Below are 25,269 nucleotides of genomic sequence, written 5' to 3' on the forward strand. Positions count from 1 at the left end.
CCTGTGAATCAATGATTATTAAAGTTGCCCATTTGGTTTTTTTTACCTGAGCAGCGTACAAGAGAGATGCAATACATCTCTAATTTTCAAGGGTTACCCCTGATGCTCGCCATTGCTTGTAATGCCAATACACTGTTGAATAAGGAGGCAAGTATGCAGGGTAAGTCACACCAGTTACAACCATTCTTTAATTGATATAGAATACCATCTAAGATTTCTCTGTTGTTCCATTTTGTTGGACAAGTTTTTTTCTTTTTTGGCAGTAATGGCTCAATCATAACCCATTCTTTGTCTATTAAACTGCTTGAGTATGGCATTGACCCTCTTGTTGATGATAATTGGCGATCGCTACTTAATTATAATCTTGGACAGAAAAGATACGATCAGGGGTTCTATAGGTTTTTATATCATGTCCGGTACATCGTTTGTGTATAAAATTAAGGAGACAATAGGAGAAAACCTTCTGCCTCCTGCCTCCTGCCTTCCTTCCACCAAAGTCTAATTATTCAACCGGACATAATATTAGTTATGACGATGTGATTTATCAATCTGAAAAGGGCTGTAATTCATAGATTATTTTTGACTTTTGCTTTGCACATAGTGCTATATCGCCCCGACTTTTTCCCAACAATTCCTAACTTTAAAAATCCACAGTTAAAGGTGCCCTTGGAAAAGGAATCACATCTCGAATATTCCCCATTCCTGTCATAAACTGCACCACTCTTTCAAATCCCAAACCAAACCCTGCATGAGGAACCGTACCATACCTACGCAAATCTAAATACCACCATAATTCCTCCTTATTCATCTCCTGTTCATCTATCCTTCTCTCCAAAACATCCAAACGTTCTTCCCTCTGAGAACCACCAATAATTTCCCCTACCTTCGGCACCAAAACATCCATCGCCCTAACCGTCTTACCATCATCACTTAAACGCATATAAAAAGCCTTAATTTTTGCTGGATAATCAGTCACAATTACAGGTTTTTTAAACAATTCCTCACACAAATAACGTTCATGTTCTGACTGTAAATCTAAACCCCACTCTACCGGATATTCAAACTTTTTATCTGTCTTTTCCAACAAAGAAACAGCTTCAGTATAAGTAATCCTTTCAAAACTATTATTAATAATCGTATCCGCCGTTTCAAAAACTGTTTTATCAATCCGTTTATTGAAAAATTCCATATCCTCCGGACAACTTTCCAAAACAGACTTAAAAATATGTTTCAGAAATTCTTCAGCCAAATCCATATCCCCTTCCAAATCACAAAAAGCCATCTCCGGTTCAATCATCCAAAACTCAGCCAAATGCCGAGAAGTATTAGAATTTTCAGCTCTAAAAGTCGGACCAAACGTATAAACATTACTAAAAGCAGTTGCCATAATTTCCGCTTCTAACTGACCACTAACTGTCAGAAAAGCAGACTTTCCAAAAAAGTCTTGACTAAAATCAATGTCTTGTTTTTCTGTTAAAGGAACTTTCTTTAAATCTAAATTAGTAACTGTAAACATTTCCCCCGCACCTTCACAGTCACTAGCAGTAATAATAGGAGTATGAACCCATAAAAAACCTCGTTCTTGAAAGAATTGATGCACAGCATTAGCACAAACATTTCTCACCCGAAAAACTGCTCCATAAGTATTAGTTCGTCCTCGCAAATGTGCAATAGTGCGGAGAAACTCAAAAGAATGACGTTTTTTCTGCAAAGGATAAGTTTCAGGATCAGCATCACCATAAGCGATCGCCTTTTCTGCCTTAAGTTCAATTCTTTGTCCTTTTGCTGGCGACTCTACCAAAATACCACTCACTTCTACTGATGCACCTGTATTCATTTGCTGCAAACTTTCTTGATAATTTGGTATATCGGGATTTAATACCACCTGTAGGTTAGCTAAACATGAACCGTCATTAACCTCTACAAAAGCAAAATCTTTCAACTCTCGCTTAGTACGTACCCATCCTTGAATTGTTACTTTTTCATCAGGTTTACCGCTTCTTAAAATTTCAGCAATTCGTTGCTTTGTCATTGATTTAATCCTGTCTATTAGACTTACTATTTTGATTAATTTTTGGTATTTTCTAGTATTAGAGAGTCTAGCACAAATTTTTAGTAGTTGTCATTTCAGTTATCAGTTATCAGTATCTTGTGGAATAAGGAGGCTGGAAATAAGAAATCTTATTTTTTTTATCTTATAAAGAGGAGGCGTAACTACCCAAATTTTTCGGTAATAAACTGGGTTTTTGGGTAAATTTTGTATTTTGATGCACTAGCGTTCTGATAAAACATGATATTTTTGCTATTTACATATTCCTTAGTTTTAGTTGTTATGTGTAATACCAAATTGAAATGAAGCTGCATAGAATAATATTTCAAGTAGAAGTGACCGCAGGTAAGCGTAGATAAAGATAAATCAATTTAATGAATTTCATCATTCTATGCAACTTCATATAAAATTGGTATAAGTCCTAACCAATAATTTTAACAATTGAAGAACATAAAATGAAAATTGCTTACATTAAACCCAGTTTCCCTAACGAAAAAAGAGTCGGTTTATTACCACAGCATTTATCTTACTGTAGTCCAGAAGACGAACGCAGATTTGAACAAGGTTATGGGGAAAGTTTAGATATTCCAGATGCAGCTTATGGAGAAAGTGGTGGTTATTCTAGAGAAAATCTATTTGCTTGGGCAGATGTAATTTACTGTATTAAAGTTCCCCAACCCCAAGATTATCAATATTTTAGAGAAAATCAAACTCTTGCAGGTTGGATTCATCCCTTCGGTGCATCAGGAAGATATTTTAGAGAATACTGCGCTGAACCAAAAAATGTCCGATTATTTGATATTACCAATTGCATCTCTATTCGTGTTACTCAAGGAAAAACAGAAACTTTAAATATTCCCAGAGATATTACCCATAAAAATAGTATTTTAGCAGGTTATGCCTCGATGATGCAAGCAATTATGTTGCGAGGTGGAATTACCCACAACGATAGAATAGCAGTATTTGGTTCGGGAAATGTCGCTTATGGAGTCTTGAAATATTTTGCCAGCAAAGGAATTGAACCTGTATTGCGTCGCCGAAGTAATATCGAGTTAATGCAGCAAGAATTTAAAGACTATGATATATTTATTAATGCAGTAGAAATTGCTCAAGGAGATGCAGCAATTGTTACTTTTGAAATGCTTGATTCTATGAAATCTACAAGTTGGATCATTGATGCAGCAGCGGATACAGGTAGAGCCATTCAAGGGACTCATGCAACTAAAATTGAAGATCCAATCTATCAAGATGAGCAAGGACATACATTTTATGTCGTTGATAATTCTCCATCTCTGCTGTATCGAGAAAGTAGTGAAGCCGTTAGTGAAGGTTATGCCAAGCACTTTTGGGTTAAACCAATGAGCTATTGGTATAGCGATTTCTGTATTGTACGTTAAGTAAAAGTTATAGTCATTGTAATTAATTTCCTGACAGTTACACTATCTCAGTAACATACTCAATTCCGCTGGTAAATTTATTTTTAGCAATCACCTTATGACAGTTGCACTTACGTTTGATACAGACTGGGCTCCTGATTTCGTACTAGAGTATGTGTGCAGCATACTTGCCGACTACGATTTAGAAGCCACGATGTTTTTCACAAATAAGGTTGGGTTTGACATCCCTGACTTTATTGAAACGGCAATTCACCCTGACTTCATCACTTGTGGAGGTGTGACACCTGAAGCAGAAAAGCTGATTGACGAACTTCTGTTTGATTTTCCAAATACGAAAGGATTTCGCTCTCACAGAATGTTTTGGGACTATGGATTGTACGATCTTTTGCCAAAGAAGGGAGTTATTTATGATTCTTCGATCTTTTTACCTTTTCATGCAAATCTTGAAATCAACAGAGCTTATGGAAATCTCCTGCGAATACCAGCTTGGTGGACTGATAACCTACACTTAGAACGTCAGTTAAGTCTGAACTCAGCAGAATTCTTAGATTTGTCGGAGCCAGGATTGAAAGTGCTTATCTTCCATCCAATTCATGTCTACCTAAATTCTTCACACAGAGATGTCTATCGAGAACGAGTCCAACTTCCTGGAGACTTGCGCTCTCTTGATAGAACAACCCTGGAGCCGCTCCGCTATCAAGGCGTGGGAATTGAAACTTTACTAAAAGTGATATGTAGAAAGCTAAAGACAACGAATGTTTGTTCGTCTAAACTCGAAACACTTGCGTTAGGGCAGGCGGTTTGATCCATTTCTTTGTAACAATGCGCTTAATATATCGCCCCTCAGACCTGATCTTACTGTCGATTGGCACAAATATCAAGTGCAGGTTCATATAGAATGAGCTATTAGTATACTGATTTCTGTATTGACCCTTAAGTAAAAGTTATATCAAAAAATAGAAAAATGTCAAATAATATCATGTCCGGTAGCATTGGTATTGTATAGCAAAGGTAGGGAACAGGGAACAGGGAACAGGCAAGAATACTTAAGAGCAAGAAAAAAAACTTAAATTTCCTGTAGATATTCACCCTTGGGTTTACACAAACGATAAAAAAAGGTCTCAAGCCTCCCCTTTCAACGGGATCAGAAAAATAAACTTCAGTATTTCAAGCCTCTGGCAACAGCTACGAGGTACTGATAACTGATAACTGATAACTGAAATGAAATCATCCAGCACAAGATTTTAATAGCCAACCGATCGCAATTCCTAAGCCGCCAAATCTTACAGCTTGCCAAAATGGTTCTTTTATGCTATGCCAACCAAACAAACTACTCTCTAGATTTAATTCTATTGTTTCTAATTCTGTCTGTATTTGTTGTAACTCTTCTCTCAATTCATTAGTTTTTTGACGACGTACTTCCGGTCGCACTTCTTCTAAGCGATGCTTTAATTCTGCTTTTCGCCTCTGATAATACTGAACTTGCGAATAACGTTCTTTCAGAGCAGCAAAGGAACGCTCTACATCTGCTAGTGCTTGTGCAAAATCAGTCTCTGAAACTTCTGACTCCCCATCAATTGGTGCAGAGTTTGAGTACCCATCATTTATTTTTGTCTCAGAATGTTCTGGAGGAGGATTCATGCTGGCATACTTAAGTATAGTAAGTTCTACCTGAAAACATTAATCTAGGAAAATATGCTTAACTCTAACTCAGCTTCTGCAACTGCAACTCACAAAAGAGATTTACAGGAGTATAGTACATTAGAACTAGCTCAAGCTTTAGCCCAAAGACTTGCTATACCAGAAAGAGACTGGCATCGACTTAAGTCTAATCGCCAAGTCCGTGCATTAGAGCTAACTGTAGCTGCCCTCGTTTTTCTAATTAAGGCGCAACCAACTGAAGCGATCGAACGTCTCAAACAAGCTACTAGCTGGTTAGATCGATCTATCTCAGCTCCCCCATGTCCAACTCATGGAGTGAAGAAGGATTAATCAGTTGAAGTTAACTTAAATTCTTCACATAACCAAGGGTAATCTAGAGTTATTTCTTACTCTTTTGCATAGCATTAACTCTGTACCCTTGGAGTTCCATTCAACATAATCAAAAACTTGGTAGATGATGTATATGCCTCGACCACATTCTTTTTCATCATCACAATAATCTTCTGGGGAATAGGTAGCAGTTTGCCTATGATTTTGGTTTGATTTACAAGGTGGTTTAAAACCCAGACCTTGATCTGAAATCACCCACCAATACTGGTCTTGTACAATTGAAAAACGGACGAAAACTTTCTTATTGGGGTCTAAATTATTGCCATGCTTTGCAGAATTTACCAACGCTTCTTGTAATCCTAGTCGTAGTTCTGGATGCCAATGTTTAGGAACATCTGCCAGTAAAAGATCAAGAATAGGACACAAATATAGGGTAGAAGCAAAGCTAATTGTCACCCAGTTTTGACTTATTAGACGTGGACGTGATGAGATAGCAATCACTGAAAAAACTCCCTAGCTTTTCTTAGTAAACCTTTGTCAATCTCCTCGTACAATTAAAAATTTTTTCTTTAATCAGCATCCCTGCTTTGATATTTTTATAGTATCAAAACTCTTAAGAAAAATAAAGTACCTAAGCAAAATTAGTGGAAATTCTTTATATATTTTCTACTTAAAGTATCTAATATCTACTTAGGTTTCTTGATTTTTGGCCTAGATTTTTTTTAATACATTTTTATCGCTGACGAGAAATATTTTAGAAATAATTCGATCCCGCCTTAATTTTGATACAATATTTAATGTGATTTAATAAAACTTTATATATGCTAACTACATCAGCCTCTACCACAACTTCAGTTCCTGGCAGTTATTGGCAGTGGCGGGATCAGTCTATCTACTATATATGTGCAGGTAAGTCGGATACCCCAACTCCACCTATATTATTAATACATGGCTTTGGAGCATCAACAGACCATTGGCGCAAAAATATTGCATATCTGAGCCAGTTTTTTCAGGTTTGGGCGATCGATTTGCTAGGATTTGGACGTTCAACAAAAGCAAACTGGCAATATAGTGGTCAGCTGTGGAGAGAACAATTAAATGACTTTATTACTGAAATAATTGGTAAACCTGTGGTATTAGCAGGAAATTCTCTGGGAGGCTATGCAGCATTGTGTGTGGCAGCTCAATATCCAACTTCTACAGCAGGTTTAATATTACTTAACAGTGCTGGACCTTTTAGTGAATCTCAGCCTACTGCCAAACCTCCGTTGTGGAGAAAAGTTATTTCTCAAAGTACAAAGTGGTTACTTTTGCAAGATTGGCCTAGTTTTTTATTATTTCAATGGACGCGACGACGTAGCACTATCAGAAAAACACTACAGAAAGTTTATTTAGACCAAAGTGCTGTTACAGACCAACTAATAGAAGATATATATCGGCCTTCTTGCGATCCTGGTGCAGCTAAAGTCTTTGCCTCTATATTCAAAACTCCATCTGGCGAAAAAGTTGATGTGTTGTTAGGTCAGTTAAACTGTTCCTTGCTCATGCTATGGGGAAAAGCAGATCCTTGGATAAATACTCAAAGTAGAAGTGCCCAGTTTCGTAAGTATTATCCTCAGTTAACAGAATACTTTTTAGAGGCGGGTCATTGCCCTCATGATGAAGTGCCAGAACAAGTTAACAAATTAATTAAAGAATGGGTGTTTTTAATGGTGAAGTAATATCATGTCCGGTTAAATACTTATAAATAACGACGGAGGAGTCAGGAGTAAAAAGGAAGGATGTTTTTGGTCGCGCTGTTAAGCGGAGATGATATTAAGTACCTATGCAAAATTAATTTAACATTTGTCACCAAGTAGTAGGCAGTAGGCAGTAGGGCACAAAAAATATACTTGTGTGTTTGAGGCAGTGGGAACCTACTACTAGAAAGTTTGCTAATTTTGGTTTCATAAGGTAGTAGAAATGCTCTGAGTGTTAGGGGGTGGACTTGTTTAAATTAACATAGCTCTACTTTTCAAGAATTAAGAATTTAGAATTTAGAATTTAGAATTACCTCTCCTTGAAAAGAAGAGGATTGACAAAGAGATGAAAATTTTTATTTATTATCCCCTTAAAAGGGGAGGCGCATACCCACAATATTTCGGTAAAAAGGTAGCTGATTCCAGTTAAGCGTTAATTTGCCTTGAGTCTTTTGAGCAGCTTAGGTTGTTTAATTGATAAATAGGAATAGGAATCCTCTGTACTTGAGCTAGAGGAGAATGTCAATCAGTAGACATCTCTAGATAAAGAGGGAGTAAGAAGTAGGGAGCAGGGAGAAAGAATTTATTAATAAGAGTGGGATAATTGATTTGATTTTTTCTGATCGGAGATGTCTAGTAGAAACGAGGATGAATTCTTGGATTAAGCATATCATCAACAGCTTCATTTCCCTGAAAATGTTGTTTAACTATTGTTGGGACATTATGAGGTTGGACTCGGTAATACCAAATTTCATCAGGGGAAACTCTGACTGTGGGACCTGTGCTACATTGACCTAGACAACCGCTGGCCTTGATATTAACACCAACTACATTTTCTGTCTCAGCTATGAAAGTTTTGAGGACTTGTTGAGAATTGTGGCGCAGACAAGAGGTATTTTGGCAGACAAATACACAGCGATCGCGAGCAGGAACTTCTAATTTTTGGCCTTCTGGTGTTGACATTAGTCAAAAATTCTTAATATAGCTTTATGCTACATTTTAAGCTTTGATTTGAGAAAGGTGCAATTATAGTATGTTGTACTTTCTTTTATGATTATTATTGAAGCCAAAACTAAAAAGGAAAAATTTTACTTTTTGACGCTCTCATAGTTACTCCAACTAAAACAAAACCTGAGGTAAACATGACTAAAACTGTCGCAGATGTTATGAGTAATAATCCAATTTCTGTTAAACCAGAAATGCCTTTAAAAGAGGCAATTAAAATTTTAGCAGAACAACGCATTAGTGGTCTTCCTGTAGTCAATGAACAAGAAAAATTAGTCGGGATCGTATCAGAAACAGATTTGATGTGGCAAGAAAGCGGAGTCACTCCTCCACCCTATATTATGTTGCTAGACAGTGTGATTTTTCTAGAAAATCCAGCTCGTTATGAAAAACAAATTCATAAAGCTTTAGGAGAAACTGTGGAAGAAGTAATGACTAAAGAACCTCTAACTACTACACCGGAAGAATCACTCTCAGCAGCAGCAAGACTTATGCACGAACAGAATATTCATCGGTTACCAGTGTTAGATGAAAATGATAAAGTGATTGGTATACTAACTCGTGGGGATATTATTAGAGCTATGGCAAGTGAGTAATTTTGATTCTATTAAAAATCAATCATAGCAGGGGATCAAAAATCTACTCTAGTTTATAGTTCAGATAATCCAGGAAAAGAAAAAAATATAAATTTATGGCAATGAGTGTTACCCCAGATTCAATTCAGCAACTACTAATATCAGAGGATCTAGGCGATCGCTTGCGTGGAGTTAATCAATTACGTCAAATAGATTTAGCTAACGCTTTTGAATTAATTCAAACTTCAATCAAAGACCAAGATACTCGTGTTAGATACGCTGCAGTGAGCCAAATGTCTAGCTTAGGCACACAAAATTTAAAAGTATCCCAAGAAATATTGCGAGACTGTCTGCTCAACGATCCCGAACCAGATGTCCAAGCAGCAGCAGCAGATGCTTTAGGGGCGTTAAAACTTACTGAAACTTTTGACGACCTACAACAGGTCTACCAGAATACTCCAGAATGGATAGTTAAAATGAGCATAGTTGCAGTAGTAGGAGCAATGGGGGAACCAAGAGCATTATCTTTACTAGAAGATGCTCTCAAGTCAGATAATGAACTGATACAGACTATGGCCATTAGTGCTCTAGGGGAACTAGGTAATCCAGAAGCTGTTCCTTTCTTAACACCTTTTGCCACTAATAGTGATTGGCAAATGCGTTATAGACTTGTACAAGCTTTGCATAAATTAGGAGGGCCACAAGCGGAGCAAGTTATTGCGCAGTTAGCTAACGATCAGGTTGAGCAGGTTGCTCAGGAGGCCAAGCTAGCCCAAAATAGTTAGGGTTTGCTGAAAAAATTGGTTGCTGGGGGTAGGACACGGGGACGTGGAGAAGCGGGGACGCGGAGATGGGGAAACAGGCAACGGTTTCGGCCATTTTATGTGAAGAAATTTTCTTGAATTTCAGCAGAAAATTTCAGTAAATTGATACCAATAAGAGCCATAAACGTAGGAGATCAACTGAATATAAAAGCTCCATTACCGTCAGCTATCCTGACTTTTAGCCTGATCAGCGCAAGTCCTAATTAATTGTAGCAAAAGGTAGAAGGTTAATTCTTATCTCAGTTACTTTGTAAGTCCACAACTTTGTAGATAGTGCGATTAAAAGCTAATTAAGTTAATTGAGGCGATCGCTAGGATAGTTTCATATTCAGTACGTTACAATACGAGTGAATAATTTAATTTGATTAAAAAGATATTCTTTAGCGAGAGGAAAGACTGTATGTTTTTAGATGAACTAACCCCAGTGGTAAAAGAACTAATTGAACAACCAGTTGCCTTTTTTGGAGGTTTTTTCTCTGGTATGTTCCGACTAAATCTTAATGACGATCCAGTCAAAAGTTGGATTGAAAAGCAGAATGGTTATACTGCTAATACTAGCCCTACTACAGAAGTAAATAGTGATAAAAATGAAGGTCCTCAATCAATCACTATAGAATAATAAATATACTTCTTGCAGAGGTTAGGGAATTGTTGATTTTATCTCTTGAATTAATTTCATTAAAACTTTTGCAAGAGGTCTAATATTAATACTTACTTTACTTGAAAGCTTTTTCCCACTTGATACGGTCTCGGGGTCTCCCGTTATAATTGAGCCATTTAACGGGAGGGGAATTGCCGAGCTGCAAATTGAACAGGTATCGATTGATGTTCAAATATAGCAATAAAGAGTAGTATAAAAATTATGATAATTACTCATTGCTACAAAATTAAGCCCACTTGTGAACAGTCAGTCAAAATAGATTATTGGCTAGAACTCCTGCGAAGACATTGGAATTATGCACGCTTGTCAAAGACTAGATTGGTTAAATACAACTAGATGTCAAGTTGACCGTTGTTCATTAATTTCATGTCCTATTGGTGAAATTTCTAGTAGACCAGATTATTATTTTCAGCAATCAGCACTTAAACAGACAAAAAAGTTATTTCCTGACTACAAAGAAATATATTCAGAAGTCCAGCAAATTAACTTACAAAGACTAGATAAAGCCTGGAAACGTTGGCTAATACTTGATAAAACGGGTAAACGAGGAGGAGACCAAGATTTAAGAAGTCTGGCAAATTAAGATCATTTTGTTTTAGTAGAGTTAATCATCCCAAAGCAGCAATAAAATTTGATGGACAACACATAATTATTAGTAGGTTTGGTGCTATTCCAGTGATAGTTCATAGACCAATTCCAGATGGGTTTACGATGAAAACTGCAATTATAACCAAAAAAGCTGATGGCTATTATGTCAGTTTTAGTTTAGAAGATAAATCAGTTCCCAGTCTAATTCCTAAAAATAATATCAAAACTGCTGTAGGTATTGATTTAGGGTTAAAAGAATTTTTAACTACTAATACTGGTGAAACTGTTTCTGTTCCTAAATTCTATAGAAAATCTCAATCTAATTTAGCCAGAAAGCAAAAAAAAGTATCTAGAAAAGAAATTGGTTCCAATAACTGGAGGGCGGCACAAAATAGAATAGCTAGATTGCACCAACATATAGCCAGGCAAAGAGAAGATTCCCACTTAAAAACTGCTCATAAGTTAGTTAAAGAATATGATTTAATTGCTGTAGAAGACCTGAATATTAAAGGTCTAGCTAAAAATACTAAACTATCAAAATCAATTTATGATGTAGCCTGGGGAGCTTTTATTGAAAAATTGAATGCAGTGGCGGTAAAACGCGGTTTTCATGTAAGTAGGGGCGAATGGCCATTCGCCCGTACACCCTCACAACACATCACAAAATTGTAGTAATTGTGGTCAAAAAGTACCTAAAACTTTATCAGTTAGAACTCATTCTTGTCCTAAATGTAAAATAGTTTTAGATAGAGATGAGAATGCTGCAATTAACATATTAAATAAAGCATTAAATGAGGTGGGTATCATCTTGTCTGCTTGTGGAGGCTTAGATGTTAATCAGCCGGTGAAACAAGAAACTTCTTTGTTTGAGAAGCTCCCGTTATAATCTTTGATTTAACGGGAGAGAACTTCACTCTCAGCAATCATCTGAATTCGACTTATTATCACCCCACAAGTAACATTATTGGGTGTTGCGTTGGGCTTTTATTTTAAAGACCAGGGTTAAGAGATCTAAAGCTTTTATCACTCATTAAAAGCAATAGCTGATAGCTGACGGCTGAATGCTTACAAGCTATATTTAAGGAATAATATTTTACATTACTCTTTAATTCTTATTCCTAAATAATATAAAGTTTGTGTTATTACTATATTTTTTTTAGTAGATAACACAAACTTTTTTTTGAGATGGGTGTAATACTAGAAACGTTTAGAACTTTTTAACTTTTGACTTTTAAAATTTGCTTTTTGTAGAGCAAAAAGCGACTATGGGACTAGCAAAAAAATAGACTACCAGCTAATTGATTGATAGAGTAGAGATTGCTTCGGCTAGCTTGACTATTTCCGATTGAGCTTGAGCCTAATATTATCGCCTCGCAATGACAGCCACGGAACTTTTTATACACTAATAATCGGTACTTTATTAAGTTGCAAATCCCTAACTATCTAAAATTCATATAAAATTTAGCCTCCTCTTGCTCAAGCCTAAATAAGATAAACGTTAGACATATCCAGTCATAGAAGTCCAAGTAAAGGTAAAACCTTTACAAATCATCTATTCACCACTGGAGCTAATTAATATGGAGGAACTAAATACTTATGGTCAATACCCAGGACAACCTCCACATTCGTCTGGAGGAAACACAGGCATTAGATCGTGATTGTACAACCTTATCACGTCATGTTCTACAGCAACTTCAGTTCTCACCAGATGCTCAAGATATCAGCGCCCTAATGAATAGAATAGGGTTGGCCGGCAAGTTAATCGCTCGTCGCCTAACTCGTGCTGGATTAGTAGAAGACGCTTTAGGGTTTACTGGCACAGTTAATGTCCAGGGAGAATCCGTCAAAAAGATGGATATCTATGCCAATGATGTATTTATCTCGGTATTTAAGCAAAGTGGCCTTGTCTGTCGCTTGGCATCCGAGGAAATGGAAAAACCCTATTATATTCCAGAAAACTGTCCAATAGGTCGCTATACATTACTTTACGATCCCCTAGATGGCTCCTCTAATCTAGATACAAATCTAAATGTTGGTTCTATATTCTCAGTTCGCCAACAAGAAGGTAACGATGAAGATGGTTCCGCTCAAGATTTACTCCAAAGTGGACGTAAACAAATTGCTGCTGGTTATATTTTATATGGACCTAGCACAATGTTGGTGTATTCAATCGGCACCGGCGTTCACGCATTTACTCTTGACCCTAGCTTAGGTGAGTTTATTCTCGCTAATGAGAATATTAAAATCCCCGAACATGGCCCAATATACAGTGTGAATGAAGGTAACTTTTGGCAGTGGGATGATTCTATGCGGGATTATATCCGCTATGTTCATCGCCATGAAGGTTATACTGCTCGTTATGGTGGTGCATTAGTTGGAGACTTCCATAGAATTTTATACCAAGGTGGCGTATTTTTATACCCAGGTACAGTGAAAAAGCCAGAAGGAAAATTACGCCTACTATATGAATCAGCACCTATGGCTTATTTAATAGAACAAGCTGGTGGTAAAGCTAGTACGGGTACTGAAGAAATATTGGATGTTGTAGCAAATGAGTTACATCAACGTACACCATTAGTGATTGGTAGTAAAGAAGATGTAGCACTTGTAGAGTCTTTTATCAAGGAACAAGCACGCATTTCTCATCAGGGTTAATACAAAAAAAACTTCTCTAAAATCCATCAAACTTACTCATAACTCATAGCTATCAAACTAAAATGAGTAAGTTTGTTCAGTTGTCTATCCATTGAGTCGTTATTACCTACAATTAAGGTATGAAGCTAGTTGAACGTCATGTTATTAGCAAATCACATTATTTGTGGTCAGAAATTGACCAGAAGGCTTTTTTGTCAAAAAATCTGTTCAATTTAGCCAATTACCATTATCGCCAATATTTCTTTGAAAACAAACAGAAACTCAGCTTTAATCAACTGTATCATCTAGTATCTGAAAGTTACGATTATCAAGTTTTACCTACCAAGGTAAGTCAGCAAATAATCAGAAGATTAGATTCTGCTTGGAGTAGTTATTTTGCAGCTTTAAAAGTATGGCAAAAACAACCCCATAAATTTTTAGTCAGACCGAAAATAACTAAATATAAACATAAGACAAAAGGTCGAAATATTTTAGTCTATTCTCACGAATCAATTTACAAAAAAAATCTCAAAAAAGGAATATGTCACTTATCCATGAGTGAGTTAAAAATTCCCACATCACAAAAGTCAATTATAGAAGTGAGAATAGTACCAAAAAGCAGCTGTTATGTGATTGAAATACTCTATGAAAAATCGGAGAAAACAACAGATAATCAACAGGTAGCAGGAATAGACTTAGGAGTGAATAACTTAATGGCTGTAACTACAAATCAAACAGGTGTAGCACCTCTATTGATAAATGGCAGACCATTAAAAGCGATTAACACCTTTTATAATAAAAAACGCTCCCTGATACAATCCCAACTGAAAACAAAAAATAATCAAAACTCATCTAATCGGTTAAATTATCTAACTCATAAACGAAACTGTAGAATAGAAAATTATTTACATACAGCTAGTAAAAGAGTCATAGATTGGTGTGATGTACACCAAATAGGAACCTTAATAATTGGACATAATCAAAAGTGGAAACAATCTATTAATCTAGGGAAAAAGAACAATCAACAGTTTGTTAATATACCTCATTATAGATTAATAGAGATGTTAAGATATAAAGCTCAGTTAAAAGGGATAAAAGTAATAATTACTGAAGAATCCTATACATCACAATCAAGTTCATTAGATCAAGATGAATTGCCAAAATATGGTGAAGAAAAACCGATATTTAAAGGAAAAAGAATAGCAAGAGGATTGTATAAAACAGGAGAGAATAAGTTATTAAATGCTGATGTTAATGGAGCATTTAATATTGTTAGAAAAGTAATTCCTGATGTATTTGACCAGGGAATAAAGGGTTTGCCGTTTAACCCTGTAGTGCTTGACCCACTACGAATGACTAGACTTCATACCTTTGAGTAAGTTTAGTTGAGCGGTTAATAGAACTTAACATCGGTATGTAAAAGTTTGTAATCAGAACGCAGATTTAATTTCAACTTTCTGAATGCTGATCGCAATAGTAAAGAAATTTTGAATACTGCCTTTGAAAATTTAACAACTTAGTTATTTTTTTTGCAGTATATAAGAACACAAAAAACTCCAAGAAAAATAGTAACAATTAAGGTAAGACAGCTATGACAACTAATCATTTGCTCGAAATTAAAGACTTCGGTCAGAGTATCTGGATGGATAATCTCAGTCGCAATATCATTGAGTCTGGGGAACTCAAAAATATGATTGCCCAGAAAGGGATTCGTGGTATCACTTCTAATCCCGCTATCTTTGAGAAAGCGATCGCTGGTAATGCTATCTATGATGCAGATATTGAAGCAGGTATTAGCGCTGGTAAGTCAGTGATGGAAATCTACGAATCTCTTGTTTTTAAGGATATTCGTGATGCTTGCGATATATTTATGCCAGTCTACGAACAAACCAATGGATTAGATGGTTACATTAGTATTGAAGTCCCACCTACTATAGCTAAAGATACAGAAAGTACCATCACCGAAGCAATTCGTTATTACACTGCTATCGGTCGCGAAAACTTAATGATTAAAATTCCAGGTACGCCAGAAGGTTTACCAGCAGTAACAAAAGTTATTAGTGAAGGAATTAATGTCAATGTCACTTTGTTATTCTCTGTAGAAAGCTATGTAAACACCGCTTGGGCTTATATTGAAGGTCTAGAAGCAAGAGCAGCTAAAGGAGAAGATGTCAGTAAAATAGCTTCCGTGGCAAGTTTCTTTTTGAGTCGCATTGATAGTAATATTGACGCTACTATTGATGGCAAAATCAAGAATGTAACCGATGAAACTGTCAAGGCCAAATTAGAAACAGTTAAAGGAAAAGTAGCGATCGCTAATGCCAAAATAGCCTATCAAGAATACAAAAAAATAATTCAGAGCGATCGTTGGAAAGCTCTATCTGCAAAAGGTGCAACAATGCAAAGGCTATTATGGGCAAGTACTAGCACCAAAAATCCCACCTACAGTGATGTGATGTATGTTGATGAATTAATTGGGCCTGACACAGTAAATACTTTGCCTCCCCAAACTATAGATGCTTGTGCTGACCACTGTCATGTTGACAATCGAGTAGAGACTAATATAGAAGAAGCGACCCAGCTTATAGAAAGTCTTAAAGACCCCGATATTAATATCAATATCGACCAAGTAATGGACGAACTGCTAGCAGAAGGGATTGACAAATTTATCAAACCCTTTAGTTCTTTAATCAACTCCCTAGAAGAAAAAGTCAAGAAATTAGCACCTGTTTCAAGTTAGAAAATCTTATAGCAGGGAACAGGGAACAGGAAACATCTGTAGGGGCGAATGGCATTCGCCCTCTCTATATATCTCTATATATAGAGTCTCTGCGTAAGTCCTGTTTATGTCATCAGTCATTTTCATGTCGGCGACAGCCGAAACGTAAAAAAAACGGTTTGACCGAAAAATTGGGTCTCAAGCCTCGCCCTTCTAGGGCGACTTTTTAGTTGTTAAGTGTTTCAATGAATATGTTACAATACTGTTAGTTTAAATATCGGATTATGAAAGCTAGATTTAAGTATCGTATATATCCAACACCGGGACAAAAGCATCGATTAGCAAAGCTATTTGGTTGTGTTCGTGTTGTTTGGAATGATAGCCTAGCTTGCTGTCAAGAAAAATACAAATCCGGAGATAAGAAACCCAGTAACGAAAAGCTGCAAAAACAGTTTATTACTCAAGCAAAAAAGACTGAAGATAGAGAGTGGTTATCTGAAGTTTCTAACATACCATTGCAGCAATCTTTGAATGATTTAAACCAGGCTTATCAAAACTTTTTTAAATCGACTAAAGGTCAGAGAAAAGGTAAACCTGTTAAACCTCCTAAATTCAAAACTAGGAAGTCAAAACAAACTGCTAGATTTACAAGGGGAGGTTTTAAAGTAGGTCAGCATAAAGTCTATTTAACCAAGATTGGAAAGCTAAAAATAGTTTGGTCAAGAGAGTTACCTGCTGCTCCATCATCAGTAACAGTAATCAAAGATTCAGCTAATAGATATTTCTTAAGTTTTGTAGTAGAAACTTGTGCCAAAACCTCGTCTCATACTGATAAATCAGTGGGGATAGATTTAGGCATCAAAACCTTTGCTACATTTAGCGATGGTATAAAGGTTGATGGTCCTAAACCATTGAAAAAGCGGATTAAAAAGTATCGAAAGCTAAGTAAATCATTATCCAAAAAAATCTTAGGGTCTAAACGATATGAAAAAGCTAGATTGAGAGTAGCTAAATTTCATGCCAAACTCAAAGACACTAGGACAGATTTTCTGCATAAATTATCCACTGAAATAATTCGTGAAAACCAAACAATTGTTTTAGAGGACTTGAATGTTTCTGGAATGGTCAAAAACCGTAAATTATCCAGAGCCATATCAGATTTAGGTTGGCGGAAATTCCGAACACTTCTAGAAGGTAAAGCAGAAAAATACGGTCGCGATTTCAGAGTAATTAATCGTTGGGAGCCAACCAGCCAAAAATGCAGTTGCTGTGGTTTTCGTGGAGGCAAATTAGACCTTCAAGTACGAGAGTGGGAATGCCTTAACTGTGGTGCCAAACACGATCGCGATACCAACGCAGCGATAAATATATTAGTCGCGGGCGGGCAGTCCGAGACAAAAAAGCGCACCGAACCCGCGCCGCCGAAAGGCGCAAGGGAACGCGGAGCAAGAAACGGACGTGGAGGCAAGCGTCAGACTACTGCCAAAGTAGCAGCAGCCTGTGAGACGTCAACCCACCGAGGAGCTAAGGCTCGGTAGGAATCCCCGTGCCTTTAGGCCGGGGAGGATGTCAATGATGACCAAAAATTAAAATGAATGTAGCTAAAGACGCTGAATTATTAAATTATTTCCTATAAAACAATCATAGTGAATTGTTGTTAAATCATAAAATAGCACACCTCGGCAAAAACAAACAAGCTTCTATAAGTAACTAAATTAGAAGGAGTCAACAATAGATGGTAGCACTACTAGAAAATCCCTTGCGGGTTGGGTTACAACAAGACCGAATCCCAGAACCCCAGATTTTAATTATCTTCGGTGCTTCAGGGGACTTAACTCAAAGGAAACTCGTTCCAGCACTCTATCAAATGAAGCTAGAGCGGAGACTCCCCCCCGAACTAACAATAGTCGGAGTAGCACGCAGAGAATGGAGCCATGATTACTTCCGCGAACAAATGCGGACTGGCGTAGAAGAATTTGGTGGTGGATTACAATCTGAAAACCTCTGGAATGACTTTGCCAAAGGGATTTTTTACTCTCCCGGTAATATCGACAAACCAGAAGATTACCAAAAACTAAAAGAATTTTTGAGTCAACTTGACGAAGAGAGAGGTACGCGAGGTAATCGCGTATTTTACTTATCTGTAGCACCACGCTTTTTTGGAGAAGCTGCTCAACAGTTAGGCGCTGCAGGAATGTTGGAAGACCCCAAAAAACACAGATTAGTAATTGAAAAGCCCTTTGGTAGAGACCTCAGCTCCGCTCAAGTACTGAATAAAGTTGTGCGCCAAGTTTGCCCAGAAGAGCAAATATATCGCATCGACCATTATCTAGGAAAAGAAACAGTTCAAAACTTAATGGTATTTCGATTTGCTAATGCCATTTTTGAACCCCTATGGAATCGTCAATTTGTCGATAATGTGCAAATTACTGTTGCAGAAACAGTAGGACTAGAAGGACGTGCTGGATATTATGAAACATCAGGTGCCCTACGGGACATGGTGCAAAACCATCTGATGCAGCTATTCTCCCTCACAGCAATGGAACCTCCTAATTCCCTCGATGCTGACAGTATTCGTAACGAAAAAGTAAAAGTAGTTCAAGCAACCCATCTAGCAGACTTAGAGCGCCTAGAGCTTTCTGCAATTCGTGGTCAGTATACAAATGGCTGGATGAAAGGCAAAGATGTACCAGCTTATCGGGAAGAAGGAGGAGCAGACCCCAACTCCACCACACCTACTTATGCAGCACTGAAACTCTACATTGATAACTGGCGTTGGAAAGGAGTTCCATTTTATCTACGGACTGGAAAGCGAATGCCGAAAAAAGTCTCAGAAATCGCGATTCAGTTCAAGGAAGTACCATATTTAATGTTCCAGTCAGCAGCTAAACAAGCAAATCCTAACGTATTGGCTTTGCGAATTCAGCCAAATGAAGGAATTTCTATGCGTTTCGAGGTAAAAACTCCAGGCAGTTCCCTGCGGACTCGTTCAGTAGATATGGATTTCCGTTACGATACTGCTTTTGGTAAACCCAGTACAGATGCTTACAGTCGATTGTTGATTGATTGTATGTTAGGAGACCAAACACTATTTACTCATGGTGATGAAGTAGAAGCATCTTGGCGAGCATTAACACCAATACTAGGTATCTGGGATGCTCCAGCACCACCAGAGGCAATACCTTTGTATGAAGCAGGTACATGGGGACCAGTTGAATCTGAACTTTTGCTCAACCGCGATGGTCGTCGTTGGCGCCGACTGTAAGTTTCAGTTATCAGTTATCAGTTATCAGTACCTCTAGCTGAGGCGTTGGGATTGAAATCTGAAATATTCTCTTCTCTTGGTCGATTAGATCTGGCGAGGAGACCTCGCCAGATCTCGACCGCTTTTTTATCCCCTTAAAAGAGGAGGCTTGATAACCATAATTTTTCGGTAATATCATGCCCGCTACTTTGGTGGAAGGAAGGCAGAGGGCATCCCCCCTACCCCCCTTTGAAAGGGGGGAGAAGGCAGAAGCTTTTCTTCCAATTGTGACTTATATCAAGTCTCATTAATTAGCCATAATAAATTTAGTTATCTTTAGTCATCTTAAAGATGACTTCTGCTTTGAGCCAAGAAATTTATTTCTTGGCGGATGATTTCAATTTTTGACTATTGGGTTTCTATAGCACTACAGTAATTGGTTAGGACGTTTTTCAATCCTAAAACTCTTTTACAGTTTGCTATTCCCTATTCCCCAGCGCTACGCGCTACAAATAACCATCAGTAAAGCATTTACAAACAAGAAAAATGAGTACAACACTTGTTGCCTTACAACAACCAAAAGATATTTCTCTCGGAGAAATTGAAGCAGAACTTAGTAAAATCTGGCTCGGTCAAAATGGAGGAAAAGCGACTTCGATCGCTACCAGAGCAGCTACTTTCAGCATGGTAATATATGAACCCGAAGAATTTCAGCAACTTTTAGCTGGTTTGGGATTCTATAAAGGTGAAATAGATGGTATTAACGGCACTGAGGCCCGTGACGCTATCAAAGAAGCTCAAAAAGCTTATCAGTTACCAATAACAGGTAGGATAGACTCCGAGACTCTCGCCAAGTTACGCTCAGAATGGGCTGCGAAATCTCCAGAAACTCGGCAATTCCCCAACATGGATGCTAGAGGATTTAGCATTAGTGAAGTAATTGCAAATCAAAATCCCTGTCGAGTCATCACACTATGTCCTACTTTTGGAGAAGATACAGGGGTAACAGCACAAGTTTCTGCTTATTGCCCAGTAAAGAAAAAGCAGTCTTCATTAACTTGCTGTGAATACATTACCCTACGCGGAACTAAAGAAGCACTAGAAAGGGTGAGTGATGTCGTGACATCATTGATGATTCCTGACTTGCCGAAATTTGTTTGGTGGAAAGCTACTCCCAACCCAGAACAAGAATTATTCCGAAACCTTTGTGAAAATAGCAATTGCATTATTCTAGATTCATCTTATTTTAGCGATGCAGATTCAGAATTTCTCAAAATGCAAGAGCTAATCGAAAATCAAACATATATTGCTGACTTAAATTGGCACCGTCTATCTGCATGGCAAGAGTTAGCTGCTGCAACTTTCGATCCACCACAACGTCGTGCTGCTTTGAGTGAAATCGATAAAATTACTCTTGACTATGAAAAAGGGAATGCTGCTCAAGCACTAATGTTCTTGGGTTGGTTTGCTAGTCGTCTTGATTGGCAACCCACAGCTTATACTGAGATTGGTGGTGATTATGATATCGTTCATGTCAAGTTTACCAGTCCTACGGATAAGGAGATTTTAGCTGAGTTAGCAGCAATTCCTACCGCTGACTATGGTGAAATTCCTGGAGATTTAGTAGGCGTGCGTTTGGGGTCTAGTAATCCTAATGCTGACTGTTGCACGATTTTATGTTCTGAAGATACTGGTTGTATGCGATTAGAAGCAGGTGGTAGTGCTCAGTCTTGTCGTACAGAGCAAGTTAGTGCTTTGAGCGACCAGAAAGCAGAATATTTGATGGCTCAACAGTTACAACGTTGGGGTCGGGAAGTTTTATATGAAGAGAGTTTGGCTATAACTGCTGACATTCTCAAGTTACGTTAAAGAAGCACTTCAGCGGTCAGCACCGAGAGCGATCAGCAGATTTTTTTTTGAGATGGCCTCGTTTGCATTTGCGTAGCATCCCGTAGGGAAGCATTCCGGAACGGAAATGAGATTTAAACTCCTCCGAGGGCCATCCGACTTAGAGCGGTTTTCATTTCGGTAGACCACAGTAGGGACGTTCCATGGAACGTCCCTACAGGTTTTTAATTCTGACGGTGTGGTTAAAGCGCTGTATAGAACTCCTGATCGTATCTTTTCTTGAAATACAAAGCCTTCAGGAAAGCCGTTTTAAGGAGCCTAACAACTATAAGGGTTCAGGAAACTGAAAAATTATGAAAAATGACTGCCAGAATCATAAAACCCAGATGGGTATTGAACTTGTAACTTTTTAAATAGATACCAAATGGCTTCTATAAATACCCTACCTCCTAAGCACAAAAATCATAGCTACATTCACCAACGCCAAAAAAATTTCCATCTGAGCGCCATTGCTAAATCTTTCTCCATCTCCCCACATTCCCTTCCTGGGAGGGGTTAGGGGTGCTTTCCCATCTCCCCTACTCCCTCACTCCCCTATTCCCCACACTTCCCACACTTCCCACACCCTCTAACGAAATAACTCCACGCCATCTCTCCCATCAATATCTTGCACATAAACTTTGACCTTCTCTTCTCTAGAAGTGGGTAGCTTCTTACCTGTAAAATCTGGATGAATGGGTAGTTCCCGATGACCCCTATCAACCAACACAACTAATTTAATTGCTTCTGGGCGACCATATTCAAGAACTGCATTCAAAGCAGCTCGCACTGTTCGACCTTTATAGATTACATCGTCAACTAAAACCACAATCTTACCAGTAATATCACCAGGAATTTCAGTTCTAGCTGGTGTTCTCATTCCCGTTATATTCAAGTCATCTCGATAAAAAGTAATATCCAATGCTCCCACAGGTATTTTAACTTGCTCTAGCAATTCAATTTGATTTGCTAATATTTTTGCTAGCGGTACTCCTCTAGTATAAATGCCTAACAACACCAGTTGAGACAAATCTCCCGCATTTTCAATTACTTGGGATGCAAGACGAGTAACAGTACGCCGTAACTCCTGTGCTGATAAAATTTCTACAGTATTGTTCATGTATTCCACCACCTTAACGAAGTCAGAAGTTAGAAGTCAGAAGTCAGAAGTTGTTTTTGTAACGGGGATTTACAGAGGTTTTCATTTAAGTAGACTACAAAATTCTTTTGGTTGAGGCAGGTAGGGACGTTGCATAAGGGCGTCCGTATGCATCAGAAAAATGCTTTGGCCACTATACTCTATCTATCTATTTGAAAACCTTGAAAACCGCTATAAGCTCCCCTCCAAGAACATTTCGCCAATCAAGGCAGGGTTTTAGACCTAATTATTTTGATAAAAAATATCATGTCCCCTGGGGCGCGTTTGTGTAAAACCAAGGGTGAATATCTACATGAAATTTACGTTTTTTCATACTTTTAAGCCTTCTTCCTTCTTTCCTCTTCCCTCTTCCTTCTTCCTTCTTCCTTACCTTCACTATACAATACCGATGCTACCGGACATGATATAACAGATAAAAAATAACCCCAACCAAATTAGAAAGCAATATCGAGTTAACTGCAATGCTCGATCAATAATTTCTGGCGTAATTGGATAGATGGGATCTCCTAATAATGGTTTATGTTTAACCACTCCCTTGTATGAGTTTGTACCACCTACCTGTACTCCCAAGCTTGCAGCATAGGCACATTCACTCCAACCAGCATTAGGACTAGGGTCTTTCACCGCATCCCTTTGGCATATTCTCCAAACATATAAAGGTTTACCAGAGAGCAAAGCTATAGTCAGCACATTTAAGCGACAGGGTAGCCAGGTTAAAACGTCCTCTAGTTTGGCACTAAACCATCCTATATCAGTATAGGGCGCTTCTTTGTACCCAATCATCGAATCTAATGTACTAGCAGCTTTGTAAGCAAATGCCAAAGGTACGCTACCTACACCTGGTATTATTGCTCCCACTAAAGCGTAAAATAAAGGTGCAATTACCCCATCTGTTGCATTTTCTGTTACTGTTTCAAAAATTGCTCGAAATATTTCCGATTTTGATAAATTTTCTGTATCTCTACCTACATACATACTTAATTTTTGACGTGCTTGAATTAAATTGTTACTTCTTACCAGTTGAAGTACCTCTTGAGCTGCCATACTTAAACTTTTTCCGGCAAAACAGCTAGCTAATAAAATACTCTCTGTTATTACTGTTAATATAGGAAATTGGACAAAGTTTATTCGTAAAGCTTGAATAATTAACCAACTGATAATTCCATTGCCAAAAACAAGAGCGATCGCTAGTAGTATTCCTGCCAATCTAAGTATAAATACGCCAGAGTTATCTTGATGAGGTTTAGTGAGTTTAAATATTTGTTTAGTGTAATGAGTAATTATCCAACCTAAGATATTTACAGGATGTGGCCAACTCCAAGGATCGCCAATCAAATAATCTAGGCAAGCAGCTATGAAAAGAATAATTAAAGTATAGTTGGCATTCACAGGAATTCAATAGTTATAAATTTGTTTTAATAAGTAATCATTGTGAATCATATACTACTGATTAACTATTACAACTTGACAGTCAAGCTATCAAAAATTAAACAACAAAACTCGTTTCTTCTCCTACTACAGCTTGCCAACTACGGACATCATAGTATAAGTCTTCTAGAGAAATATTGTAAAGTGCTTCAGAAAGTTTTTTATCTAATCTATGCCAGATAGAATAAGTAACCCAGTCTTCTGCCTGTTTATTATCAGGAACATATCTAGGTAAAGGTTTGATTGTTTCACCAACAGATTCTAGTATTTGTCCTAAAGATATTTGAGCAGGTAATTTAGCTAATTGATATCCTCCTTGAGCACCACGAACTGATTTGACTAAACCAGTACGGCGCATCTCTATTAATAGCTTTTCAAGATAGGCTATAGGTATGTCTTGACGTAGTGCTATTTCTTTGACAGATATGGGAGTATTACTTTGTTGTAAACTTAAATCTAAAAGTGCCTTAACACTGTAATGCCCACGAGTAGTTAACTTCATTGTCTTGTGTTTAATTCAAAGGGACTTCAGGAATTTATAGCTATAACTATATCAATAGGCCCTGCAACTAAATAGGTGAATAGTTGATAGTTGATAGCGCAATGCTTAATATTACATACTATAGATATGATAGATGAGTATAATCAATAGCTCTTCTCAGAATATTGTGTTAAAAATTTGATCGAATATGTGAAATATTCAGATAATTAGTGTAATATAGTTTTACGAGCAAATATTTGTTTATCGTTTCTTGGAATTTAAACAAACCAAGATAAAAAATGATAAGTGTAGTAAAATGTTAGGACTGAAAATATGGCTAAAAAGAAAAATATTGAACCCTTATCTGGGGAAGATTTACTTAAAAAAGTCAAAGACTTAGGTAATCAAAGTAAGGAAAAGAAGGCGAGAGAATGTGGCTACTACACTGTTACTAAAAATGGTGTTGAACGAGTTAACATGATGAAGTTTTTGAATGCTTTGATTGATGCTGAAGGTATTGAATTAGATAGTAAACAGAATGGTAATGGCCGTGGAGGACGCTCTGCTAGCTATCGAATTAGCGTACAATCCAACGGTAATTTACTAATTGGTGCGGCTTATACTAAAATAATGGAATTAAAGCCAGGAGATGAGTTTGAGATTTCTTTGGGGCGTAAACACATTCACCTACGTCAAGTAGAAGCAGGTGAAGTTGTGGAAGAAGAGGAAGAAGAAGAAGAAGAAGTATCAGCAGCAACATTTTAAGTTAAGACTACATACTTACTTAACATATTCTCTATTTCACTGATTCTCTTCTCTTCACTTCAAGCATCAAGAACTATAGCTATTGATGCTTGTTGCACCAATAGCTGTACCATCACTTTTT

General features: G+C 37.4%; 24 protein-coding genes and 2 pseudogenes. 18 read left to right on the top strand and 8 right to left on the bottom strand.

All coding sequences use genetic code 11. From position 1 onward, the window contains the following. Positions 1 to 86: 86 nt before the first annotated feature. The gene (locus F6K23_RS30710; RefSeq protein WP_293163084.1) at positions 87 to 317 is read right to left on the bottom strand and encodes a transposase; all 231 of its coding nucleotides are present in this window, start codon (positions 315 to 317) and stop codon (positions 87 to 89) included. Positions 318 to 640: 323 nt separating this feature from the next. Then, positions 641 to 2,032 (bottom strand): asparagine--tRNA ligase, encoded by a 1,392-nt coding sequence (gene asnS, locus F6K23_RS30715; RefSeq protein ID WP_293163086.1) that lies wholly within the window; start codon positions 2,030 to 2,032, stop codon positions 641 to 643. A gap of 473 nt (positions 2,033 to 2,505) precedes the next feature. Here asnS and F6K23_RS30720 point away from each other — a divergent pair, with 473 nt between their 5' ends. Continuing rightward, on the top strand, positions 2,506 to 3,447 hold the full coding sequence (locus F6K23_RS30720; protein ID WP_293163088.1) for a hypothetical protein: 942 nt from the start codon (positions 2,506 to 2,508) through the stop codon (positions 3,445 to 3,447). Between the two features lie 97 nt (positions 3,448 to 3,544). After that, positions 3,545 to 4,252, top strand: coding sequence for a hypothetical protein (locus F6K23_RS30725; RefSeq protein ID WP_293163090.1), 708 nt, complete (start codon positions 3,545 to 3,547; stop codon positions 4,250 to 4,252). 422 nt (positions 4,253 to 4,674) lie between these two features. On the opposite strand, the gene F6K23_RS30730 is transcribed toward F6K23_RS30725, so the two are convergent. Further along, entirely contained in the window at positions 4,675 to 5,088 is a 414-nt protein-coding gene (locus tag F6K23_RS30730; protein WP_293163091.1) for a DUF2203 domain-containing protein, read from the bottom strand. 54 nt (positions 5,089 to 5,142) lie between these two features. Here F6K23_RS30730 and F6K23_RS30735 point away from each other — a divergent pair, with 54 nt between their 5' ends. Beyond that, the gene (locus F6K23_RS30735; RefSeq protein WP_124142785.1) at positions 5,143 to 5,439 is read left to right on the top strand and encodes a DUF6439 family protein; all 297 of its coding nucleotides are present in this window, start codon (positions 5,143 to 5,145) and stop codon (positions 5,437 to 5,439) included. 24 nt (positions 5,440 to 5,463) lie between these two features. On the opposite strand, the gene F6K23_RS30740 is transcribed toward F6K23_RS30735, so the two are convergent. Continuing rightward, positions 5,464 to 5,940, bottom strand: a complete 477-nt coding sequence (locus F6K23_RS30740) for an anti-sigma regulatory factor (protein ID WP_287244774.1) — start codon at positions 5,938 to 5,940, stop codon at positions 5,464 to 5,466. Between the two features lie 320 nt (positions 5,941 to 6,260). Here F6K23_RS30740 and F6K23_RS30745 point away from each other — a divergent pair, with 320 nt between their 5' ends. After that, a complete protein-coding gene (locus tag F6K23_RS30745) occupies positions 6,261 to 7,160 on the top strand; it encodes an alpha/beta fold hydrolase (protein ID WP_293163092.1) in 900 nt (299 codons plus the stop codon). Between the two features lie 651 nt (positions 7,161 to 7,811). Here the strand turns inward: F6K23_RS30745 and F6K23_RS30750 are convergent. Continuing rightward, a complete protein-coding gene (locus F6K23_RS30750; RefSeq protein WP_293163094.1) occupies positions 7,812 to 8,141 on the bottom strand; it encodes a ferredoxin in 330 nt (109 codons plus the stop codon). A 179-nt stretch (positions 8,142 to 8,320) separates the two neighbouring features. Between F6K23_RS30750 and F6K23_RS30755 the strand changes: the two genes are divergently transcribed. The 13 genes and pseudogenes from F6K23_RS30755 (at position 8,321) to opcA (ending at position 21,297) form a co-directional block, all read left to right on the top strand. Then, the gene (locus F6K23_RS30755) at positions 8,321 to 8,779 is read left to right on the top strand and encodes a CBS domain-containing protein (RefSeq protein ID WP_293163096.1); all 459 of its coding nucleotides are present in this window, start codon (positions 8,321 to 8,323) and stop codon (positions 8,777 to 8,779) included. 101 nt (positions 8,780 to 8,880) lie between these two features. After that, complete coding sequence (gene nblB / locus F6K23_RS30760; protein WP_293163140.1) at positions 8,881 to 9,543, top strand: phycobilisome degradation protein NblB; 663 nt, start codon at positions 8,881 to 8,883, stop codon at positions 9,541 to 9,543. A 439-nt stretch (positions 9,544 to 9,982) separates the two neighbouring features. Continuing rightward, complete coding sequence (locus F6K23_RS30765) at positions 9,983 to 10,201, top strand: hypothetical protein (RefSeq protein WP_293163098.1); 219 nt, start codon at positions 9,983 to 9,985, stop codon at positions 10,199 to 10,201. Positions 10,202 to 10,444: 243 nt separating this feature from the next. Then, positions 10,445 to 10,579: a helix-turn-helix domain-containing protein gene (locus F6K23_RS43005; RefSeq protein ID WP_375340804.1), complete on the top strand. Its 135-nt coding sequence runs from the start codon at positions 10,445 to 10,447 to the stop codon at positions 10,577 to 10,579. Beyond that, a complete protein-coding gene (locus tag F6K23_RS30770; RefSeq protein WP_293163100.1) occupies positions 10,539 to 10,826 on the top strand; it encodes a hypothetical protein in 288 nt (95 codons plus the stop codon). The genes F6K23_RS43005 and F6K23_RS30770 overlap by 41 nt, the downstream gene beginning before the upstream one ends. Positions 10,827 to 10,852: 26 nt before the next feature. Then, positions 10,853 to 11,503, top strand: a pseudogene (locus tag F6K23_RS30775) (RNA-guided endonuclease InsQ/TnpB family protein); the annotation flags it as partial. A 28-nt stretch (positions 11,504 to 11,531) separates the two neighbouring features. Next, a pseudogene (locus F6K23_RS30780) lies at positions 11,532 to 11,717 on the top strand (zinc ribbon domain-containing protein); the annotation flags it as partial. Between the two features lie 710 nt (positions 11,718 to 12,427). Next, positions 12,428 to 13,486 carry a class 1 fructose-bisphosphatase gene (gene fbp, locus F6K23_RS30785; protein ID WP_293163102.1) on the top strand — a complete coding sequence of 353 codons (1,059 nt, stop codon included), beginning with the start codon at positions 12,428 to 12,430 and terminating at the stop codon, positions 13,484 to 13,486. Positions 13,487 to 13,605: 119 nt separating this feature from the next. After that, positions 13,606 to 14,844 carry a transposase gene (locus F6K23_RS30790; protein ID WP_293163104.1) on the top strand — a complete coding sequence of 413 codons (1,239 nt, stop codon included), beginning with the start codon at positions 13,606 to 13,608 and terminating at the stop codon, positions 14,842 to 14,844. Between the two features lie 212 nt (positions 14,845 to 15,056). After that, on the top strand, positions 15,057 to 16,205 hold the full coding sequence (gene tal, locus F6K23_RS30795; RefSeq protein WP_293163106.1) for a transaldolase: 1,149 nt from the start codon (positions 15,057 to 15,059) through the stop codon (positions 16,203 to 16,205). A gap of 263 nt (positions 16,206 to 16,468) precedes the next feature. After that, entirely contained in the window at positions 16,469 to 17,722 is a 1,254-nt protein-coding gene (locus F6K23_RS30800) for an RNA-guided endonuclease TnpB family protein (protein ID WP_293163107.1), read from the top strand. A gap of 197 nt (positions 17,723 to 17,919) precedes the next feature. Then, positions 17,920 to 19,449 (top strand): glucose-6-phosphate dehydrogenase, encoded by a 1,530-nt coding sequence (gene zwf, locus F6K23_RS30805; protein ID WP_293163108.1) that lies wholly within the window; start codon positions 17,920 to 17,922, stop codon positions 19,447 to 19,449. A gap of 525 nt (positions 19,450 to 19,974) precedes the next feature. Then, positions 19,975 to 21,297: a glucose-6-phosphate dehydrogenase assembly protein OpcA gene (opcA, locus tag F6K23_RS30810; RefSeq protein WP_293163109.1), complete on the top strand. Its 1,323-nt coding sequence runs from the start codon at positions 19,975 to 19,977 to the stop codon at positions 21,295 to 21,297. A gap of 607 nt (positions 21,298 to 21,904) precedes the next feature. Here the strand turns inward: opcA and pyrR are convergent. The 3 genes from pyrR to F6K23_RS30825 form a co-directional block, all read right to left on the bottom strand. Further along, complete coding sequence (gene pyrR / locus F6K23_RS30815; protein WP_293163110.1) at positions 21,905 to 22,435, bottom strand: bifunctional pyr operon transcriptional regulator/uracil phosphoribosyltransferase PyrR; 531 nt, start codon at positions 22,433 to 22,435, stop codon at positions 21,905 to 21,907. 414 nt (positions 22,436 to 22,849) lie between these two features. Further along, entirely contained in the window at positions 22,850 to 23,863 is a 1,014-nt protein-coding gene (gene cbiB / locus F6K23_RS30820; protein WP_293163111.1) for an adenosylcobinamide-phosphate synthase CbiB, read from the bottom strand. 97 nt (positions 23,864 to 23,960) lie between these two features. Next, complete coding sequence (locus F6K23_RS30825; protein ID WP_202224756.1) at positions 23,961 to 24,404, bottom strand: RrF2 family transcriptional regulator; 444 nt, start codon at positions 24,402 to 24,404, stop codon at positions 23,961 to 23,963. 312 nt (positions 24,405 to 24,716) lie between these two features. Between F6K23_RS30825 and F6K23_RS30830 the strand changes: the two genes are divergently transcribed. Next, a complete protein-coding gene (locus F6K23_RS30830; RefSeq protein ID WP_293163113.1) occupies positions 24,717 to 25,148 on the top strand; it encodes an AbrB family transcriptional regulator in 432 nt (143 codons plus the stop codon). Positions 25,149 to 25,269: the final 121 nt, after the last annotated feature.

Source organism: Okeania sp. SIO2C9 (genome assembly GCF_010672455.1).
Lineage (GTDB): Bacteria > Cyanobacteriota > Cyanobacteriia > Cyanobacteriales > Microcoleaceae > Okeania.